Genomic DNA, 15,743 nt, shown 5'->3' with positions numbered 1-15,743 from the left:
GAGGGGTGTCAACGCCAACCACACCAGCCTTCCCACCTGTCAACGCACTAGGGCTTGGGCTTCTGGCTCAGCTCGACGAGCACCCCGTGGCTGCCCTTGGGGTGGATGAAGGCCACCTTCGCGCCGCCCGCGCCCGGCTTGGGCGTCTCGTCGATCAACGGCGCCCCCTTCGCCTTCAGCTCCGCCAGCGAGGCCTCGATGTCCTCCACCTCGAGGCAGATGTGGTGCAGCCCCTCGCCCCGCTTCTCGAGGAACTTCGCCACGCCCGTGTCCGCGGAGGTGGGACAAATCAGCTCCACGCGGCCGCTGCCGTGGCCGAAGATGGCGGTGCGCACCTTCTGCTCGGGCACCTCTTCGATCTCGGACAGCTCCAGGCCCAGCGTGTCCCGGTACAGGGCGATGGCCTTGTCCAGGTCCTTCACGGCGATGGCCACGTGGTCGAGGCCCTTGGCTTTGACGCTCATCGCTTCCCTCTCTTGCTGCGCTTCGGTTGACACTTCGGGCAGAAGTGCGTGGTGCGTCCTCCCTGAGTGAAGGACTGGACCTTCGTCTGGCACTTCGAGCACGGCCCGCCCGCCCGGCCATACACCAGGAACGGATTCTCCGAGCGATTCTCTTCCAGGTACACCGGCTCCTCGCCCTGCTCCTGCTCGAGAGCGGACCGAAGGGTGTCGTGGATGGCCTGGGTGAGCCGCTCCCACTCCTCGGCCGTGAGGGTGGCGGGCTTGCGCGACGGGTGCAGGCCCGAGCGGAAGAGCGCCTCCGCCACGTAGATGTTGCCAAGCCCCGCGATGCGCCCCTGGTCCATCAGGGCGACTTTCAGGTCCATCCGGGAGCGGCCCAGCGCCTCCTGGAGCTGCTGCGCGGTGAGCCCGTCGGCCACCGGATCCCTCCCGAGCGCCTGGATGGCCTCGAGCTGGTGCAGCTTCGCGGCGGGCGCGGGCTCCATCCGCCCGAAGAGGCGATAGTCCGTGAAGTGGATGACGGTGCCGTCCTCCAGGTGGAAGCGGGCGTGGCTGTGAGGCGGCACCTGGCCCTCGCGGCGCCGGACGAACTTGCCCGTCATGCCCAGGTGGGCCAGCAGGCCCCGGCCGCCCTCGAAGGTGAGCAGCAGGTACTTGCCCCGGCGCTCCAGGGACTCGACGCGCCCGGTGAGCTCGGAGAACTGCTTGCGCTTCGCGCCTCGGAAGATGCGGGTATCACCCGCCTCGGCCTTCAGCACGCGGTGTCCGTGAAACCAACGCTCCAGGTTGCGTCGGGCGCTCTCTACCTCAGGTAGCTCAGGCATCCGCCCCAGGCACATAGCACCGTGCGCGGGGCCGACGCATTTCTTACTTGTTGAAGTGCGTACACCCGCGAGAAGTTGCGCGCGCCAAACGCTGGCACCTCCTCTAATGAGGTGCCTTCATCATCTCCACACGCATGGGAGGCAGTATGGCCGACAAGAAGTACACGCCGATGCAGTTCCCGAACTGCAAGGGGCTCAAGGGCATCAGCGACGCGGTGCTCGAGGTCCACTTCAAGCTGTACGAGGGCTACGTCAACCGGACCAACAAGCTCACCGAGACGCTCTCGGGCATGGCGACCAAGGGCGAGGCAGCCGGCACCAACCCGATGTACGCGGAGATGACCCGTCGGCTGGGCTTCGAGTACAACGGCGTCGTCCTCCACGAGTACTACTTCGGCAACCTGAAGGCGGGCGGCAGCGGCGCCACCCCTCCGGCCAAGCTGAAGAAGGCCATGGAGGAGAGCTTCGGCTCCTTCGAGACGTGGCTGGCCGACTTCCGCGCCATCTCCACCATGCCGGGCATCGGCTGGGCGGTGACGTTCCAGGATCCGCGCACCGGGTGGCTGTCCAACCACTGGATCACCCTGCACGAGACGAACAACATCGCCGGCTTCAAGCCCATCATCGTCATGGACGCGTGGGAGCACGCCTTCGTGCCGGACTACAAGGCCAACGAGCGCGCCAAGTACGTGGACGCGTACTTCTCCAACATCGACTACGACGCGGCCGAGGGCCGGCTGAAGTAGTCCCCCCACCCCCGGGCCGCCCCCCGGGTGTACCGAGAGGCTCCCGCGAGAGTGGGGGCCTCTTCGGCTTTCAGGGCCCCGGTTCAGCGCAGCCGGTAGACGGTCGTCTCGCCCTCCACGCCCTTGAGGAGCGCCCGCTCGCGCGTGGCGTTCAGCGCCGCGGCGCGGATGATGTCCTGGGCTCCGGGGGCCGAGTACACCGGCTCGGTGATGGCGATCTCATCGGCGGCCGCCACGCCCTGGACGCGCGAGGCCACGTTCACCGTCTGGCCGAAGTAGTCCAGCCGCTCGTTGAGCTCCACCGCGATGCAGGGCCCGGTGTGCATGCCCACCTTGAGCTGCAGCTGCGCGCCGTCCCGCGCCACCCGCCGCACCTCGCGCGTCATCGCCGTGGCCGCCTCCAGCGCGGGCGTGGGCTCGGCGAAGCTGGCCATCACCGCGTCGCCAATCGTCTTCACCATGGAGCCGCCCCGCTCGGCGATGATGTCGCGCAGCACGCTGAAGTGCTCGCGGACCAGCCCGTAGGCGCGCAGGTCGCCGATGCGCTCGTACAGCTCCGTGGAGCCCTTCAGGTCCGTGAAGAGCACCGTCAGCGACTTGAACTCGAGCCCGCCCTCGGAGGGGATGCTCTCGGCGCGGAACAGCTCGCGGAACGTCTGGTGCGTCACCAGCCGCTTGCCGCTGAGGTAGCGCCGCAGGTGCATGGACGGCGGCCCGTTGGTGTCGCAGGACATCTGCTCCTGGGTGAACCAGAACTTCACCAGCGCCACCCGCGCCGTGGCGGGCGTGCGGTTGTGGAGCGTCACCGTGACTTCGCCCGCGCGCACCTCGACGTGGCCCGGCAGCAGTCGGCCGTCGATCAGCTCCGCCTCGACGGAGCTCGTGCCCCGGTCGGCGACGGCCGGCAGCTCGCACCACACGTGGTGGAGCGGCACGGCCAGGAAGTAGGCCTTCCCAGCTTCCAGCTTCGCGGTGAAGCGGTGGACACCGCCGGGCGGCAGGGAGATCGAATCCAGGACGGACTCGGACACCGTCTTGCGGATGTCGTCCGAGATGGTGCGGCTCTGGGAGAACATCAGCGCCAGCAGATCCCTGCGCAGATCCAGCCCCTCGGGCTGGTGGAAGCGGGTGCGACGCACGGAGGGCGCCACGCTGAAGGCCACCTCCATGTTGTCGTCCTCCGCCCGGATGCTGACGCGGCACATCTGGCAGTCACGCTCCCTCTGGAGCGAGCGCAGCGCCGCGGGCGTCGTCAGGAACGAGCCACACCCGGGGCACAGCACGCCCCAGGTGAACTCCAGGATGCCCGCGTGGGTGGCGCGCAGGAACAGGTCGATGGCCTCGTTCTCCGGCACGCCCTCGTCCGAGGCGAAGTGCAGCGGGCTGGTCCGGAACAGGGCGTCATCTGACGCGTTCGCGAGGAAGCGCGCGAAGCGTTCGACGGTCTCGGGACGGAAGCGGGGGTGGGAGCGAAGAACCTCGAGGCGGTTTTCGAGCGCGACGGACATGGCGGCCCATGGTAACCGCCACCTTCCGCCGCCGCATGCTCGCTCGCCCGGTAAGGAGCCGGGGCACGGGAGTCGAAATCCGAGGGACCCCGGACCTTCGGGCTCAGGTGGGCTCGCGCTCGCCCTTGTCCGTGCGAGACCGGGAGTGCTCCGCCCCTTCTCCCTGGCGACTACGGACCTCGCGCGCCGCCTGCGGGCGGTACCGCAGCGCCCCCTGCGAGGCAGCCCGCCGCTCCGCCCGAGCGCCTCCGCGCCCGCCCTGACGCAGCGCGGCAATCCCCTCCTCGATTCGCCGGAACGCCTCCATCCGCTCCGCGGTGGCCTGGGCATCCGGCGCGGGGGCGGCAGGGGGCACCGGCTCGACGAGCTTCGCCTGGGCCCGGGCGCGCCGATCCAGGAAGGCCAGGAGCCGCTCGCGGTGGGTGTTGTGGTAGCGGCGAGGCTCGAAGGTGTTGGACTGCGACTCGATGAGGCGCAGCACCATCTCCACCTCTTGATCGGAGGGGCGCTGCCCCACCACGGACAGCTCGGGCAGCAGGTCCTGGGAGATCATCTCCTCCGCGTAGTACAGCGTGGAGAGCGCCAGGCCCCGGCCGAACGGGCGCACCACGCACAGGTGCCCCTTGTGGCGCATGACCAGCCGCCCGATGCCGACCCGGCCGGAGCGCGCCAGCGCGGTGACGAGCAGCGCGTACTGGCGCTCCGCGCCCATCTCCGGCACCAGGTGGTAGTTGGCCTCGTAGAACACAGGATCTATGTCCTCGAGCTCCACGAAGTCCTCCAGCTCGATGATGCGGCTGGACCTGGGATCGAACGCCTCCAGCTCGCCCCGCGTCACCTCGACGTACTGGCCCTTACGCAGCTCGTAGCCCTTCACCACCTCGTCGAGCGGCACCTCCTCTCCGTCCACCGAGCACACGCGTTTCTGTCGGATGCGCGCTCCGTCCGCCTCGTGCAGCAGATGGAAGCGGACCTGCTTGGGCTCCACCGCGGCGTAGAGCCTCACCGGCACATGGACCAGACCGAAGCTCAGTGAGCCGACCCAGCAAGGACGTGACATCTCGGGCCTCCCTGGCGTCCGTGCGCGGATCGCCGGCTTCAAACGTCCATCCCGCTCCCGGTAGAGACAAGGGTCGCCCGGCACCCCGGTGGGGCAACGGCCAGGGGGGCATGCCGCGACGAGCGTTGCATACCCGCCACCTCCCTCCGTCCCGTGAGAAAGGGCGGCACGAGATGCTTGCCGCCACCCGGGCCTCTGACTACGAGTCCGGCGACTCTCACGCAGCGTCAGGAAAGGAAGAGACGTCTCTATGCAGCGCATCCTCTCGGTATTCCTGGGCCTCACCGTCGCGGCGGGCCTCTCCACCGGCTGTGCCAAGCAGCGCATCACCGCGGAGAAGGCCGTCGCCGATGTCCTGATCACCGACGAGCAGGAGGAGCAGCTCGGCCTGCAGGTGAAGCAGGAGCTCGAGCAGAAGGAGAAGATCCAGTACGTCCAGGATCCGGCCATCCTGGAATACGTGAACCGGCTCGCCACGCCCATCCTCCAGCAGGCCAACCGGGACCGGAAGGGCGTGAAGTGGAAGGTCAACGTCATCAACGATCCGAAGACGGTGAACGCCTTCGCCACGCCGGGCGGCTACCTCTACGTGTACACGGGCCTGCTGCTGGCCGCCAGCACCGAGGCGGAGGTGGTGGGCGTGCTGGCGCACGAGGCGGGCCACGTGGTGGGCCGGCACTCGGCGCGCGCGATGGTGAACGCGTACGGCATCCAGGCCATCACCCAGCTGGCGCTGGGCAAGGATCCGGGCACGGCGGCGCAGATCGCCGCGCAGCTGGTGGGCGGCGGCGCGATGCTGGCGCACGGCCGCAGCGAGGAGACGGAGGCGGACGAGTACGGCGCGAGGTACACGGCCGGCTCGAACTACGATCCGCGAGGCCTCATCACCTTCTTCCAGAAGCTCCAGCAGATGCAGGGTAACACCCCGGGGGTGCTCAAGTGGCTGAGCACGCACCCCACCAACGCGGACCGCATCGCCCACCTGGAGAAGTACATCGCCCAGAACGGGCTGAGCGGCACGGAGGTGGGCGCGGATCGGCTGGCGCCCATCAAGCAGAAGCTCGGCGGGAAGTAGGCCCCGGGTGCGCGGGCTCACCGGGCGGTGGGCCCGCGAGCGCCCTGGCTACCACTCTTCCAGCGGCTCGAAGTCGGCCTTGGTGGCGCCACAGTCCGGGCAGATCCAGTCGGCCGGGAGATCCTCGAAGGCGGTCCCGGGAGGGATGCCCGAGGCCGGGTCTCCCTCCTCCGGGTCGTACACGTGGCTGCAGGCGAGGCACCGGTACCGCTTCTTCATTCGGACAGTCTCCTTGGGAGCCCCATCCTAGCCGGTGCCGCGCCGGAAGAGGGAGCGCCTGGCGCCACGACTCAGTGGAGCGTGGGGTTCGGAGGCTCGGTGCTGGAGGGCTCGGGGGACTTGCCCTGGGCCACGCGCCGGCGCCACCGCCAGCGGGCGAACTGCGTCTTGCGCGCGCTGCTGGCGCTCTTGGCCGCGCCCGGCGTCTTGAGCGGCGGCTCGAGCGGCGGCGACTCTCCCGGCGCTCGTGCGCCCTTCGCCTTGGACCTGGCGTCCCGGGAGGCATGCTCGAGGATGGCGTTCAGCTCGCCGCCGACGATGAAGATGAGGCCGGTGATGTAGAGCCACAGCAGCAGCACCACCACGCCGCCGATGGAGCCATACGTGACGTTGTACTTGCCGAAGTGCTCCACGTACTGGGTGAAGCCCCAGGTGCTGCCCAGCCACAGCACCGTGCCAATCACCGAGCCGGGGGTGATGTACTTGAAGCGCTGCTTCACGTCCGGCAGGACGTAGTAGCAGAGCGCCAGCATCAGCATCACCAGCGCGGCCGTGAAGGGCCAGCGCAGCCAGGACCACACGAGATAGAAGATGGTCTCGACGTGCAGCCGCTCCGCGAGCCACTCCCCCACCTTGCCGCCCAGCAGGAACACGGTGAAGGACACGGGGATGAGCAGCGTGCCCACCAGCGTCATCAGCATCGCCACGCCCTGCGTCTTCCAGATGGGGCGAGACTCGGGCACGTCGTAGGCGAGGTTGAGCGCCTTGCGCAGCGCGTCCACTCCGCGCGAGGCCGACCACAGCGCCACCACCAAGCCCAGGGTGAGCAGCCTGGGCCGAGGCTGGTTCAACAGCGAGCGCAGGTGCTCGTCCAGCAGCGCCATCACCTGTGCCGGCACCAGGGGAGCGATGCGCTGCATCATCTCCTCCACCGCCCCGTGCGCGAAGGGCAGGTAGGCCACCAGCGTGACGAGGCAGAACAGGATCGGAAAGAGCGAGAAGAGGAAGTAGTACGAGAGCTGCGCGGCGCAGTCCGTGACGGTGTCCTCCTGGAACTCCTTCACGAAGCGCCGGCCGAACTCGCGCCATGTCAGGTACTTGAGCCTCAACAACCTCATCCGCCCCCCTTGGCTTGCTCGCCTCCCCTGGCTTGGGGAGTGCAAGGTGGGGATGGGGTGGCCCGGGTGCAGCAGGCGAGCGAGCGAGCCCCTGCTCTCCTTCTGTCCTTCAGACGACTTCGGGCGGCAGGTACTTGCCCAGCAGCGGGCGCAGGCGGGTGCGCACCTCGTTGGAGATGCGGCGGCGATCCGACCAGATGCCCAGCGCCAGGGCGGAGTCACAGGTGCAACGAGAGGCCGCGGCAGCCACCCGGGGCAGGGCCCGGCGGATGAGGGACAGCGCGTGGGCGTTGGCGGCCTGGCGGTTCTGGAAGTGGGCGGCGTTGAGCGCCTCCGCGTCGGAGCTGGCGGCCGGCTGCCAGGACTCGTAGTCGGTGGGCACGGCGACCAGCGCGTAGTGCAGCTCCGCCTCGCGAGCGAGCTTGGCCTCGGGCATCGCCGTCATGCCGATCAGGTCTCCGCCCCAGGTGCGGTACATGACGCTCTCGGCGCGGGTGCTGAGCGCCGGGCCCTCGATGCAGACGTACGTCCCCTGGGGGTGCAGCTGGGTGTCGTTGCCGTCGGCCGCCTGGATGAGGACGTGCCGCAGCGTCTCGCAGAAGGGAGAGGTCATCTCCACGTGCACCACCAGGTCGTCATAGAAGGTGCAGGGCCGCCGGTAGGTGCGGTCGATGACCTGATCCGGGATGACGAGGTGGCGCGGGTGGATGTGCTCGCGGAGGCTGCCCACCATGCCGTAGGCGAGGACGTGGGAGACGCCCAGCACCTTGAGGGCGAAGAGGTTGGCCCGGTAGGGGACGCGGGTGGGGCTGAACTGGTGTCCGGCGCCGTGGCGCGCCACCGCGGCCACCGAGACGCCCTCGAGCTCCAGGGTGTAGAGGGGGCCGGAGGTGGGTCCGAAGGGGGTCTCGATGATGTGCGGATCCGCCCGACCCGTGGCCGCCAGCGACTCCAGGAGCCCGGCGCCACCAATGATGCCCATCCGGATGCCTGCCATGTGTGTCCTCCACGGCGCTGGTGGCGGGGACGATAGCGCGGCCCCCGAGCCAGAGGGGGGTAAAGACTGCTAACTTCTCGCCCCGTCATGCGTGCACTTCCGCTGCTGTGGCTCACCCTCCTGGCCGCGCCGGCCTTCGCTCAGGGCTCGTCAGCCCCCTCCGGCTGCAAGGACGACAACTCCGACTGTCGGGAGGACTGCACCGTCGAGTACGGCAGCAGCTCGCGCACCTACGCCAAGCTTGGCAACTGTCTGCAGCGCTGCAAGGAGAAGTACGACCTGTGTCGGGACCGGCACTTTGCGCTCCAGGAGCGGGAGAGCCTGGGCATCACGCCGGACAATGGGCCCCCGCCGCCCTCTGCGCCCCCCGAGGAGCCCGCCCGGTACTCCGAGGACGACAAGTCGTGGCGCGATGACGCCCCGGCCTCCTCGAGCAGCGGCACGCGTTCCGGTATCTACCGCGCCTCGGAAGACAGCTCGGAGAAGCCCGCCAGCAAGAGCTCGCCCGCGGAGAAGAAGCCGGCAGCGACGGCCTCGACACCGAGCGAGCCCGCCCAGCCTACGGCGCGCCGCGGCGTCTACCGGGCAAGCGAGCCGGAGCCCGAGCCCACGAAGGAGCCCGAGTCCACCGACAGCTCCGAGCCGAGCAGGCCCTCGGACTCCAAGTCCTCTGGAAAGTCCGAGCCCGCGGTCGCGTCCACGGCCGCGGAGGAATCGGATCCACTGCTCGCGGAGGAGCCGCCGGCTCCACCGCCGCCGCCGAAGCCCGCGCCCCGGGTGGAGCCGCCGCGCCCGAAGCCGCCTCCCGAGCCCAAGAAGGACATCTCCGAGTGGGACCCCAACGGGGACTGACGCGCCCCAAGTTCAGCGGGACGGACGCTCCTCTGGCGCTGTCGAGGGGGCAGGCTGCACCTTCGCGCCCTGCGTGAGCCGGACGCCGACGATGACGAGCACGCCGCCCACCGCCAGCTCCCAGTGCGGCTCCTCTCCCAGCAGCGCCCAGGCGGCCAGCGCCGTGGCCACCGGCTGCAGGTTGGAGAAGATGGCCACCTTCGACGCGGGCGCCTTGGACAGCGCGTAGTACCAGAGCAGGTACGCCACCACCGAGGTGAGCAGCGCGACGTACAGCACGGAGCCCTGCGCGGCCAGGCTCGCGTTCAGCACCTGGGCGGGCTGAAGCGCGAAGGGCGCTATCGGGAGCATCAGCAGCGTCGCCGCCACCATGCTCCACGCCGTCGCCCGGATGGGCCCGTGGCTCGCCGCGAAGGGACGCCCCTCCGTCGTGTAGAGCACCCACGCCACCACCGCGCCCAGGATGAGCAGGTCCCCCATCAGCGAACCGCGCGCGCTGGCCAGCCCGCGGCCCAGCAGGAGCACCACCACGCCCGTGAACGCCGTGACGATGCCCGCCACCGCTCGCGCGGAGGACCGCTCCTGGCCCTGGATGAGGCTCGTCACGTACACGCCCAGCGGCGTCATCGCGTACAGCAGCGCCCCATGCGCCGCCGGAGTGCGCGCCAGCCCCGTGAAGAACAGCAGCTGGTTCACCGGGCCCGCCAGCAGCCCGAGCCATAGCGTCTTCCGCCACTCCGAGCGCGGCGGCAGCTTCGGGCCGGGCGTCACCAGGAGCAGCAGCACGAACATCGCCCCGCTGATCAGGAACCGCCAGAGGATCGTCGTCGCGGGAGACAGCTCCTCCATGGCCCGCTTGGCGGCCAGGTACGTCCCCGCGCTGATGAGCACCTGGAAGAGCAGCGCCGCATAAACCCTTCCGAGCGGTGTCGGGGAAGGTGATGCGTCGCTCACTGCACGAGCTGTCGAAGCGCCCATTGCGCGGCGCTACGTACCAGTTCGCTCGAGTCCCCGCTGAGCTTTTCGAGCAGCTGTCGAGCGTTCGCCTCCCGCGCCGCACCCAGCGCATAGACGGCGTTGCGCCGCAGCCCATCGTAGTGGGCCCGCGCCAGCGCCGTGCCCGGGATGAACTTCTGGTACTGCTCGGGGGTCAGCCCGGCCAGCTCCATCACGCCCAGGCCCGCCACTGCGCGCGGAGCGAAGCGCGGGTGCTCCGCGAACACGGGCCGCCGGTTGAGCGGACACACGTCCTGGCAGATGTCGCAGCCGAAGACGAGGTTGTCCATCTCCACGCGGAAGGACTCGGGCACCTCGCGCTCGCGGTTCTCGATCGTCTGGTACGAGAGGCACGCGCGCGCATCCACCCGGCCGTTACCCACCAGCGCGCCCGTGGGGCAGGACATGAGGCACTTGCGGCAGTATCCGCACCGGTCCGCCAGCGGGCCGTTGCCGTAGGCGTCCACCTCCGCGTCCAGCACCACCGTGGCCAGCAGCACCCAGGAGCCAAAGGGCTCGGTGATGAAGCACCCGTTCTTGCCCACGTAGCCCAGGCCCGCGCGTGCCGCCCACACCTTCTCCATCAGCGGGCCGCTGTCCACGCTCCCGTAGGTGCCGATACCCGGGTACGTCTCCTGGACCGCCTTGCGGAAGGCCTTCATCCGGTCCCGCAGCGTCGAGTGGTAGTCCCTCCCTCGCGCGTACCGGGCGATGGGCGAGCCCTCCGCCTCCGCATCGTTCCGGTAGTAGTTGTTGGCGAAGGCCACCACCGTCTTCGCCCCCGGCAGGAGCTGGGAGACATCGAGCCGCTCGGCCGCCCGCTCCGTCATCCAGTCCATGTCCGCCGCGTAGCCCGCCTCGATCCACGACAAGAGCGACTCGGGCGGGATGGGCTCGGCGCGAGCGAAGCCGACCAGATCGAAGCCAACGGCCTCGGAGAGCTGGCGCAGGTAGGCGGTGGGGAGCGGGTTCACGTCACGTCTCTTCTAACGCTCCCCGGGCCGCAAGGAGCTACTTCTGAGGCTTCTCCGGTATCCACTTCACATCTGGGACGCCTTCCCGGTGGTTGGCCACCCGGGCCAGGACGAAGAGCAGGTCCGAGAGCCGATTGAGGAAAACACCCACCTCGGTGGGGACCTTCCCCTCGCGCAGCAGCGGGACGACTCGCCGCTCCGCCCGCCGGCACACCGTCCTCGCCAGGTGCAGCGCGCTGGACGCCTGGGTGCCCCCGGGGAGGATGAAGTGTGTCATGGCGGGCAGCTCGGCCTCGAAGCCGTCGATGGCCTTCTCCATGGCCTCCACCCACTCGGGCTTGAGCGTGGGGATGTGCGCCGACGCCTTGGTGCCCATGGGTGTGGCCAGCGCCGCACCCACCGTGAACAGCTGGTCCTGCAGGCGCTGGAGCAGCCCGTCCAGGTCCGGAGGCATCGAGAGGCTGCGCGCCAGCCCGAGTGTCGCGTTCAGCTCATCCACCTCGCCGTACGCATCGACCCGTTCGTCGTCTTTTGGAACGCGCCCGCCTCCGAACAAACCCGTTTCCCCAGCGTCCCCCGTCTTCGTGTAGATCTTCATGCCCTCGAACCTGCCATGAAACCCTACCTCGCGCTGCTCGAACACGTTCTCAAGCACGGAACGAAGAAAAGTGACCGGACCGGCACCGGCACGCTGAGCGTCTTCGGCCACCAGCTGCGGTTCGATCTCACCCAGGGCTTCCCGGTGGTGACCACCAAGAAGCTCCACCTGAAGTCCATCATCCACGAGCTGCTGTGGATGCTCCAGGGTGACACCAGCGTGCGCTCGCTCCAGGCGAACGGCGTCACCATCTGGGACGAGTGGGCCGATGCCCAGGGCAACCTCGGCCCCGTCTACGGGCACCAGTGGCGCTCGTGGTCCGCGCCCAACGGCGAGCACATCGACCAGATGCGCATCCTCGTCGAGGGCCTGCGCAAGAACCCGGACTCGCGGCGCCACATCGTCAGCGCGTGGAACGTGGCGGACCTGCCCTCCATGAAGCTGCCGCCCTGCCACGTGCTCTTCCAGTTCTACGTGGCGGACGGGCGCCTGTCCTGCCAGCTCTACCAGCGCAGCGCGGACATCTTCCTCGGGCTGCCCTTCAACATCGCCTCCTACTCGCTGCTGACGATGATGGTGGCCCAGGTGACGGGGCTCACCCCGCACGAGTTCATCCACACCATCGGCGACGCGCACCTCTACCTCAACCACGTGGAGCAGGCTCGGACGCAGCTCTCGCGTGAGCCGCGCCCGCTGCCCCGGATGAAGCTCAACCCGGACGTGAAGGACCTGTTCGCCTTCAAGTACGAGGACTTCACGCTCGAGGGCTACGAGCCGCACCCCGCCATCAAGGCGCCCGTGGCCGTATGAAGCTGTCGGCCATCGTCGCCATGGCGGCCAACCGGGTGATCGGCGTCAACAACCAGCTCCCGTGGCGGCTGCCCGCGGACCTCGCGCGCTTCAAGCGGGTGACGATGGGCCACACGCTCGTCCTCGGCCGCAAGACGTACGAGTCCATCGGCCGTCCGCTCCCAGGCCGGACGATGATAGTCGTGACGCGCCAGCCGGGCTACGCGCCCGCGGGCGTGAAGGTGGCCCACTCGGTGGACGAGGCGCTCACACTCGCCCAGGGCGAGGACGAGGTCTTCATCGCCGGGGGCGCGGAGCTCTACGCGCAGACGATGGGGCGGCTGGACAGGCTCTACCTCACCCGCATCGAGCGGGACATCCCCGGCGACACCCGCTTCCCAGAGGTGGACCTCTCCACGTGGAAGCTGCTCGAGGAGGAGCACCACCCCGCCGCCACGGCGGACGCCCTCCCCTACGCCTTCCTCACCTACGAGCGCGAGCGCTGAGGCGCGCCTGCTTGTAGAAACGGATGCGCCGCACCCTCGCGAATTTTGACTTTGATTCTCAAAATTGAGACACGGGCCTCAAGCTGCTACAAGTGAGCCTGTGAACCGCACCCGTGCCCTGGCCCTGTTGTCGCTGCTGCTCGCACTGCCCCTGACCGCGGGGGCCGAGGGTGGGAGCGAGTCGTCCGATACCCGCACGTGGCACCGGCTCGTGGGCATCCTCCAGTACCTGGAGGCGGACTACCCGAACGCCATCGAGACCCAGTCCGAGTTCGAGCTGGCCGAGCAGAAGAGCTTCATCGCCGAGGCCGCAGAAGCCGCCCGGGAGCTGGGGCCGGCCGGAGCGGGCTTCCTGCCGCGAATCCAGGACGTGAAGGCGCGGGTGGACCAGGGGAAGGACCCAGAGGGCGTCAGCAAGGACTGCGGCGCGCTGGTGGAGGATCTGGTGCTCGCCGGTGGCCTGTCGCGCAGCCCGCGCCAGCCGCCGAAGCTCGCGCAGGGCGCGGAGCTCTTCAAGGTGTCCTGCGCCGCCTGCCACGGCGCGGATGGCCGCGGCGACGTGCCCATCGCGCAGACGATGGACCCCAAGCCCGCCAACTTCCATGACCCGGCCACGATGGCCGGGCTGATGCCGTACAAGGCCTTCAACACCATCAGCTTCGGCGTGCCGGGCACGGCGATGCCGGGCTTCCCCACGCTCTCCGAGGAGCAGCGCTGGTCGCTCGCCTTCTTCGTCTTCACCCTGCGCCAGCCTCCGTGCGAGGGCACTCCGCCCAGCGTGTCCCTGGAGCGGCTGGCCACGGCCACGGATCCGGATCTCGCCGCCGAGCACGGGGATAAGAACCTGGCGTGCCTGCGGCAGAAGCTGCCGGACGCGGACGAGGAGCGCTCGCTGCTGGTGGCGCGCACCCACGTGGAGGAGGCGCTGCGCAAGGGTGCCGCGGGCGACATGCTGGGCGCGCGCGCCGAGCTGCTGGAGGGCTACCTCAACGGCCTGGAGCCCGTGGAGGTGAAGCTGCGCGCCCGGGACGCGGCGCTGGTGGACAGGCTGGAGCAGGCGTTCCTCAAGTCCCGGCTCGCGGCCGAGCGCAACAGCCCGCACCTGCAGGATGAGGGGCGCGAGCTGCTGACGCTGCTGGATCAGGCCCGGCGGGGCAGCGGCACGGCGGCGGACATGTGGTCCGTGCTCTGGCTCACCTTCTTCATCCTGCTGCGCGAGGGCTTCGAGGCCACCATCATCGTCGGAGCGCTGCTGGCGGCGCTGCGCAAGATGCAGGCGATGGGACAGGTGCGCGTGGTGCACGCGGGCTGGGTGTCCGCGCTCGTGGTGGGAGCGCTGGCCTTCCTCTTCGGGCGGCGCCTGCTGGCCGGAGCCAACCGCGAGATGCTCGAGGGTGTCACCGCGCTCGTGGCGGTGGGCATGCTGGTGTACGCGGCGCTGTGGCTCAACGCGCGCGCCAACATGAGCCGCTTCATGGGCGAGCTGCGCCAGAAGATGCAGGGCGCGCTGGGCAGCGGCAGCACGCTGGGCCTGTTCACCATCGCCTTCACCGCGGTGCTGCGCGAGAGCTTCGAGACGGCGGTGTTCCTCCAGGGCCTGGCGCTGGACTCGACGGCGGGCGTGGCCTGGGGCTCGCTGGCGGGCGGCGTGGCGCTGCTGGCGCTGGTGCTCTTCGTGAACCGCGTGGGCTACCGGCTGCCCATGAAGACGCTCTTCAACGTGTCCACCGTGGTGCTCGTCATCACCGCCGTGCTGCTGCTGGGCAAGGGCCTGCACGCGCTGCAGGAGGTGGCCCTGCTGCCGCTGATGCCCATCCCCTTCGTCAAGGTGGAGGTGCTCGGCGTCTACCCGGATGCGGTCTCGCTCGTGCCTCAGCTGCTGCTGGCGCTCGGGCCCGTGGTGTTCATGCTGCTGCGCCGCGGCCGCAACGCGCGGATGACGACTCCCGCCTCCCAGGATCAAGGCGGGGCGGGAGCGCCGCTCGTCTAGCGGAAGACACTCCCCGAGGCGTGCAAAGTTTGCGAGGTGCGGCCCGCAACGGGCTGCATAGGCGCGCCGCGCCCACACGCGTGGTTCCGCAGCTTTGCACGGGGCCCGAGCCGGCCCGCTCTTTGCGACAGGCGAGGCATCGCAGGAGGACCTCGCATGCCCGCACGAACCCGACTCCGCCGAGGCTTCACGCTGATCGAGGTGATGACCGCGGTCGTCATCCTCATCATCCTGGCCGCCCTGGCCGTGACCTTCATGGTCTACGGCATGGGCAAGGCGCGGATGAACAACGCCGTGTTCGACATGACGGCGATGATCAACAGCGCGCAGATGCGTGCCATCAGCCGCGGCTCGCCCCACTACATCTTCATCCACCAGACGCCCGACAACCGGCTGCGCCTCCTGCTCCTGGAGCGCCCCGATGACGGGACCGCGATCAGCTGGAACGCGCTGGACCTGACCCAGGAGCCGGACGTGGTGCTGGCCTACACGCGCACCCTGCCAAACAACACCCTGGAGACGCGCAACGCCACCATCCACGACCAGCTGGTGCTGGCGGCGAGTTCGGGCATGGACTCGGGTGGGCTGGCCTTCCTGGACCTGGACTCCAACCGCATCACCAAGCCGCTGCCGGCGCCCTTCAGCGCCATCCCGCTCACCACGCCGCAGACCACGCCCTCCGAGCTGAACAAGCCCACGCAGGACTTGGCGGCCGGCTGCAACTTCTGTGTGAGCCCCTCGGGCCGCCCCTACGGCGTGCTGCGCTTCAACTCCGACGGAACCATGAAGGTGATGACGGGCAACGTGCCTTCGGGCGCCGTGATCGCCTTCGCTCCCAGCACCGAGGATGAGAAGGGCTTCACGCCCAAGCTGCTCACCGTCTCCGCGCCCGCGGGCGCCGCCGTCGTCTTCTAGGAGGTTGCGTCCACATGAACCGTTCGCGCTCATCCCCTCGCGGCACCAGCCTCATCGAGGCCATGGCCGCCCTGGTCGTCTTCTCCGTCGGCATCCTGGGCGTCATGCAGAT

18 protein-coding genes are annotated in these 15,743 nt (G+C 69.3%); 8 read left to right on the top strand and 10 right to left on the bottom strand.

Translation table 11 applies throughout. The annotated features are described in order from the left end of the window. Window positions 1-47 precede the first annotated feature (47 nt). On the bottom strand, window positions 48-464 hold the full coding sequence (gene mce, locus KY572_RS40010; protein WP_224249006.1) for a methylmalonyl-CoA epimerase: 417 nt from the start codon (window positions 462-464) through the stop codon (window positions 48-50). Then, on the bottom strand, window positions 461-1,288 hold the full coding sequence (gene mutM / locus KY572_RS40005; protein ID WP_224249005.1) for a bifunctional DNA-formamidopyrimidine glycosylase/DNA-(apurinic or apyrimidinic site) lyase: 828 nt from the start codon (window positions 1,286-1,288) through the stop codon (window positions 461-463). The genes mce and mutM overlap by 4 nt, the downstream gene beginning before the upstream one ends. Window positions 1,289-1,434: 146 nt before the next feature. Between mutM and KY572_RS40000 the strand changes: the two genes are divergently transcribed. After that, window positions 1,435-2,034 (top strand): superoxide dismutase, encoded by a 600-nt coding sequence (locus KY572_RS40000; RefSeq protein ID WP_224249004.1) that lies wholly within the window; start codon window positions 1,435-1,437, stop codon window positions 2,032-2,034. Between the two features lie 83 nt (window positions 2,035-2,117). On the opposite strand, the gene KY572_RS39995 is transcribed toward KY572_RS40000, so the two are convergent. Together KY572_RS39995 and ku are read right to left on the bottom strand one after the other, a co-directional pair. Further along, window positions 2,118-3,542 carry an adenylate/guanylate cyclase domain-containing protein gene (locus KY572_RS39995; RefSeq protein ID WP_224249003.1) on the bottom strand — a complete coding sequence of 475 codons (1,425 nt, stop codon included), beginning with the start codon at window positions 3,540-3,542 and terminating at the stop codon, window positions 2,118-2,120. Between the two features lie 103 nt (window positions 3,543-3,645). Next, window positions 3,646-4,602 carry a non-homologous end joining protein Ku gene (gene ku, locus KY572_RS39990; RefSeq protein ID WP_224249002.1) on the bottom strand — a complete coding sequence of 319 codons (957 nt, stop codon included), beginning with the start codon at window positions 4,600-4,602 and terminating at the stop codon, window positions 3,646-3,648. A gap of 250 nt (window positions 4,603-4,852) precedes the next feature. Between ku and KY572_RS39985 the strand changes: the two genes are divergently transcribed. Continuing rightward, window positions 4,853-5,677, top strand: coding sequence for a M48 family metallopeptidase (locus tag KY572_RS39985; protein WP_224249001.1), 825 nt, complete (start codon window positions 4,853-4,855; stop codon window positions 5,675-5,677). A 48-nt stretch (window positions 5,678-5,725) separates the two neighbouring features. Here the strand turns inward: KY572_RS39985 and rd are convergent, their stop codons facing one another. The 3 genes from rd to KY572_RS39970 all read right to left on the bottom strand — a co-directional run bounded on the left by rd (window position 5,726) and on the right by KY572_RS39970 (window position 8,011). Further along, a complete protein-coding gene (gene rd, locus KY572_RS39980) occupies window positions 5,726-5,896 on the bottom strand; it encodes a rubredoxin (RefSeq protein WP_224249000.1) in 171 nt (56 codons plus the stop codon). A 71-nt stretch (window positions 5,897-5,967) separates the two neighbouring features. Next, the gene (locus KY572_RS39975; protein WP_224248999.1) at window positions 5,968-7,014 is read right to left on the bottom strand and encodes a YihY/virulence factor BrkB family protein; all 1,047 of its coding nucleotides are present in this window, start codon (window positions 7,012-7,014) and stop codon (window positions 5,968-5,970) included. A 109-nt stretch (window positions 7,015-7,123) separates the two neighbouring features. Next, window positions 7,124-8,011 carry an MTAP family purine nucleoside phosphorylase gene (locus KY572_RS39970; protein WP_224248998.1) on the bottom strand — a complete coding sequence of 296 codons (888 nt, stop codon included), beginning with the start codon at window positions 8,009-8,011 and terminating at the stop codon, window positions 7,124-7,126. An 87-nt stretch (window positions 8,012-8,098) separates the two neighbouring features. Between KY572_RS39970 and KY572_RS39965 the strand changes: the two genes are divergently transcribed. Then, the gene (locus KY572_RS39965; RefSeq protein WP_224248997.1) at window positions 8,099-8,863 is read left to right on the top strand and encodes a hypothetical protein; all 765 of its coding nucleotides are present in this window, start codon (window positions 8,099-8,101) and stop codon (window positions 8,861-8,863) included. Between the two features lie 12 nt (window positions 8,864-8,875). On the opposite strand, the gene KY572_RS39960 is transcribed toward KY572_RS39965, so the two are convergent. The 3 genes from KY572_RS39960 to KY572_RS39950 are packed head-to-tail and all read right to left on the bottom strand — an operon-like array spanning window position 8,876 to window position 11,431. Continuing rightward, entirely contained in the window at window positions 8,876-9,817 is a 942-nt protein-coding gene (locus KY572_RS39960) for a DMT family transporter (protein WP_317987964.1), read from the bottom strand. Further along, complete coding sequence (queG, locus tag KY572_RS39955; protein WP_224248995.1) at window positions 9,814-10,833, bottom strand: tRNA epoxyqueuosine(34) reductase QueG; 1,020 nt, start codon at window positions 10,831-10,833, stop codon at window positions 9,814-9,816. Before queG ends, KY572_RS39960 begins: the two co-directional genes overlap by 4 nt. Window positions 10,834-10,870: 37 nt before the next feature. Further along, window positions 10,871-11,431, bottom strand: coding sequence for a cob(I)yrinic acid a,c-diamide adenosyltransferase (locus KY572_RS39950; protein ID WP_224248994.1), 561 nt, complete (start codon window positions 11,429-11,431; stop codon window positions 10,871-10,873). Window positions 11,432-11,446: 15 nt separating this feature from the next. Between KY572_RS39950 and KY572_RS39945 the strand changes: the two genes are divergently transcribed. From KY572_RS39945 to KY572_RS48265, 5 genes are all read left to right on the top strand, one after another. Next, entirely contained in the window at window positions 11,447-12,241 is a 795-nt protein-coding gene (locus KY572_RS39945) for a thymidylate synthase (RefSeq protein ID WP_224248993.1), read from the top strand. After that, window positions 12,238-12,726, top strand: a complete 489-nt coding sequence (locus KY572_RS39940) for a dihydrofolate reductase (RefSeq protein WP_224248992.1) — start codon at window positions 12,238-12,240, stop codon at window positions 12,724-12,726. The genes KY572_RS39945 and KY572_RS39940 overlap by 4 nt, the downstream gene beginning before the upstream one ends. 100 nt (window positions 12,727-12,826) lie before the next feature. Beyond that, on the top strand, window positions 12,827-14,716 hold the full coding sequence (locus KY572_RS39935) for an FTR1 family protein (protein WP_224248991.1): 1,890 nt from the start codon (window positions 12,827-12,829) through the stop codon (window positions 14,714-14,716). A 156-nt stretch (window positions 14,717-14,872) separates the two neighbouring features. After that, window positions 14,873-15,631, top strand: a complete 759-nt coding sequence (locus tag KY572_RS39930; protein WP_224248990.1) for a pilus assembly FimT family protein — start codon at window positions 14,873-14,875, stop codon at window positions 15,629-15,631. Between the two features lie 14 nt (window positions 15,632-15,645). After that, window positions 15,646-15,743 (top strand): type IV pilus modification PilV family protein (locus KY572_RS48265; protein WP_407660092.1); only part of this gene is annotated, 98 nt, incomplete at its 3' end.

Origin of the sequence: Hyalangium gracile, from assembly GCF_020103725.1 — a bacterium.
Lineage (GTDB): Bacteria > Myxococcota > Myxococcia > Myxococcales > Myxococcaceae > Hyalangium > Hyalangium gracile.
This window is presented reverse-complemented; position numbering and strand designations above follow the sequence as displayed.

What these genes read in the sequence shown, in the direction of transcription:
- KY572_RS39950 (WP_224248994.1), bottom strand. Translation starts at nt 11,431, where the DNA reads ATGAAGATCTACACGAAGACGGGGGACGCTGGGGAAACGGGTTTGTTC.
- KY572_RS39930 (WP_224248990.1), top strand. Translation starts at nt 14,873, where the DNA reads ATGCCCGCACGAACCCGACTCCGCCGAGGCTTCACGCTGATCGAGGTG.
- KY572_RS39970 (WP_224248998.1), bottom strand. Translation starts at nt 8,011, where the DNA reads ATGGCAGGCATCCGGATGGGCATCATTGGTGGCGCCGGGCTCCTGGAG.
- KY572_RS39995 (WP_224249003.1), bottom strand. Translation starts at nt 3,542, where the DNA reads ATGTCCGTCGCGCTCGAAAACCGCCTCGAGGTTCTTCGCTCCCACCCC.
- KY572_RS39945 (WP_224248993.1), top strand. Translation starts at nt 11,447, where the DNA reads ATGAAACCCTACCTCGCGCTGCTCGAACACGTTCTCAAGCACGGAACG.
- KY572_RS39940 (WP_224248992.1), top strand. Translation starts at nt 12,238, where the DNA reads ATGAAGCTGTCGGCCATCGTCGCCATGGCGGCCAACCGGGTGATCGGC.
- rd (WP_224249000.1), bottom strand. Translation starts at nt 5,896, where the DNA reads ATGAAGAAGCGGTACCGGTGCCTCGCCTGCAGCCACGTGTACGACCCG.
- KY572_RS39975 (WP_224248999.1), bottom strand. Translation starts at nt 7,014, where the DNA reads ATGAGGTTGTTGAGGCTCAAGTACCTGACATGGCGCGAGTTCGGCCGG.
- KY572_RS39965 (WP_224248997.1), top strand. Translation starts at nt 8,099, where the DNA reads ATGCGTGCACTTCCGCTGCTGTGGCTCACCCTCCTGGCCGCGCCGGCC.
- KY572_RS39985 (WP_224249001.1), top strand. Translation starts at nt 4,853, where the DNA reads ATGCAGCGCATCCTCTCGGTATTCCTGGGCCTCACCGTCGCGGCGGGC.
- mce (WP_224249006.1), bottom strand. Translation starts at nt 464, where the DNA reads ATGAGCGTCAAAGCCAAGGGCCTCGACCACGTGGCCATCGCCGTGAAG.
- mutM (WP_224249005.1), bottom strand. Translation starts at nt 1,288, where the DNA reads ATGCCTGAGCTACCTGAGGTAGAGAGCGCCCGACGCAACCTGGAGCGT.
- KY572_RS40000 (WP_224249004.1), top strand. Translation starts at nt 1,435, where the DNA reads ATGGCCGACAAGAAGTACACGCCGATGCAGTTCCCGAACTGCAAGGGG.
- ku (WP_224249002.1), bottom strand. Translation starts at nt 4,602, where the DNA reads ATGTCACGTCCTTGCTGGGTCGGCTCACTGAGCTTCGGTCTGGTCCAT.